3 protein-coding genes are annotated in these 2,479 nt (G+C 26.2%); all 3 read left to right on the top strand.

The window, feature by feature from the left end:
* A partial coding sequence (locus J7G74_RS16175; RefSeq protein ID WP_297137281.1) for a cyclodeaminase/cyclohydrolase family protein occupies window positions 1-382 on the top strand: 382 nt, incomplete at its 5' end.
* 179 nt (window positions 383-561) lie between these two features.
* Complete coding sequence (locus J7G74_RS16180) at window positions 562-1,380, top strand: hypothetical protein (RefSeq protein ID WP_297137284.1); 819 nt, start codon at window positions 562-564, stop codon at window positions 1,378-1,380.
* Between the two features lie 30 nt (window positions 1,381-1,410).
* Entirely contained in the window at window positions 1,411-2,160 is a 750-nt protein-coding gene (locus tag J7G74_RS16185; protein WP_297137287.1) for a hypothetical protein, read from the top strand.
* Window positions 2,161-2,479: the final 319 nt, after the last annotated feature.

Here is a 2,479-nt window from a genome sequence, read left to right on the forward strand (position 1 = left end):
TAATGCATTTATGAAAGCTCTAAAAATGCCAAAGGATACTTTCAAAGAAATTATGGAAAGAAATAAAGCTTTAGCTGATGCAACTTTATATTCTATACAAGTTCCATATCAAACAGCTACTTTATCTTTACAAGCTATGAAAGAATTAGAGTTTTTAATGGACAATGGTAACCAAAATGCGATAACAGATATAGGTGTTGGAACTCTAATGCTATGCACAGGTCTAGAGGGAGCAATATTAAATGTTAAAGTTAACTTAATGGGACTTGAAGATAACAATATACGTGAAACATATAGTGAAGGTTGTACACATATGCTAGCAGAAGGTAAGGCAATAAGAGATAGATTAATGTCTAAAGTACATGAAAGAGTAGAAGGATAATTTAAAATTATTTTAAGAAAGGCACTCAATTTTGGGGGCCTTTTTTATTGTTACTATCAACATGATTGAAGGCAAAGGAAATTCTCTTATATATTAACCTTACAGTATTGTAAATTGTATAAATCCTTCCATATATTTATAATTAAATTATAGACAAATAAAATAAGGGGGGAATTTAAGTGAAAAAATATATTTTACCAGGAGTATTAGTCATATTTTGTTCAATAATTATTTACCAAACTTATTCTTTAAAAACTATAAAAGATGAATTAGGTATAGTGAGAGAAGAACTAGCAAATACAAAAGTTGAGTTACAGCAGGATATTAACAGTTCAATACAAAATACATTAAATGAAGAATTGGGAAAGTCTCATATGACTAAAGATGTAAAGTTTAAATTTATTAAGAATCAAAAAGAGGGATATGAGTTAAATGTAAGAGTAGAAATGAAGGAATTAAAAACAGATTCAAAGATACTATTTATGTATAAGGATGTAAACTTAAATGAGTGGCAAGAATTAGAATTGAACAAAATATCAGAATTATCATACATAGGAGATTTTCTTTTACCTTATGACAAAAGCTATGAATATAAAATAGTGACAAAAGGAATTACATCTGAAAGTGGTGATATTGAAACTATTGAAAAGTCTGAATTTATGCCATTATCTCCTGAATGTAGCTGGGGTTATAATGAAACAGGTATATATTTTAGTTCATACCCTGATACAAGTACTCAAGAAATAGATAGTAAGATAAAAAAATTACAAGTGATAGTTTCTCATAATCAAAAGGAAAAAACTTATAATTGTAATTACAAAGAAGAAGAAGCATATGGAGAAAATAATGAAGTTGTAGATAAATTTAACTATTATGAACTAGAGATACCTAAAAAAGATTATAATGGAAAATTAGATTATATAAAGATGAAAGTTACTTATGAAAATGGAATGATTGATATAATTGATGTTACAGATAATGAAATGCAATCAGAATAGAATAAAAATTTTATAAGGGGTAAATAACTTATGAAAAATAAAAAAATAAAATTTTTAACTTTAGCTATGGGTGTTTTACTTTCAAGTACTATTGTATGTAATGCTACATTGAATTTAGATAAAAATGTTACTAAAGAAGAGCAAGCAGTAATGTTTAAAGAAGCTACAAAACAAGCAAATGTAGGGGCAAATTATATAGAACACATCAAAATAACTAATTCAAAAGGGTATATAATAGACCAATATGTAGATAGAGAAAATTATTTAGAACAAGTAGATGAATATGAAAATGGAGAACTATTAACAAGAAAAATATTTTATGATAAAGGAAGTAAAGTTCTATCTATAGGACAGGATAACAATGAATATGAAGGAGTAATAATGAACTTAGATTCTGAAATATCCAAGGCAAATAAAAAACTTTTTAAGGAAATTTCTCAATTGGAAAGTTGGGTAAAAGAAGATTTAGGAAGATATGAAAATACAGTATTTAAAAAAGAAAATATATCAGACTCTTCTATAGTAAAATACTCGAGCAAATATGTAAATTTTTATTTTGATAAAGATACTAACTTTTTGCTAAAAAAAGAAGAGTTAATAAATGATGAAGTAACTCAGACTATAGAATATGAAAAAATAGATAAAACATCAAAACTTAGCAATTCTTTATTTAAGCAAGAATCACCGTTAATAAAAGGATATACTGGATATTTAAGTAGTTTAAAGATTAAGCATATAAATGCAGGTAAAGAAGTTCCTTTAAATGAAGCTAGGGGATAATTAAATAGAGATACCTGTATTGTATAGGCGAATTTCTTGATATGGATAATGTATAACGATTTACAACGCCACATTAGTTGCAAAATAGTCAGCATATTTAGTATATAATAAAAAAACAGATAGAGTTTTAGTGGGGGATATAGTATGAAAAAACTAATGATTTTGATCACATTACTAGTTACATTAATTATTATAGGATGTACACAAACAAAAGATTTTCAAATAGAATATGATGAATTATCTGAAGAACAAGCTAAGTTATTAACACTAACAGGTAATAGAGTATATAAGTACAACCTAAAAAATCCACCTAATGATA

The organism is Terrisporobacter sp. (assembly GCF_017888745.1).
GTDB lineage: Bacteria > Bacillota > Clostridia > Peptostreptococcales > Peptostreptococcaceae > Terrisporobacter.

What these genes read in the sequence shown, in the direction of transcription:
- J7G74_RS16185 (WP_297137287.1), top strand. Translation starts at nt 1,411, where the DNA reads ATGAAAAATAAAAAAATAAAATTTTTAACTTTAGCTATGGGTGTTTTA.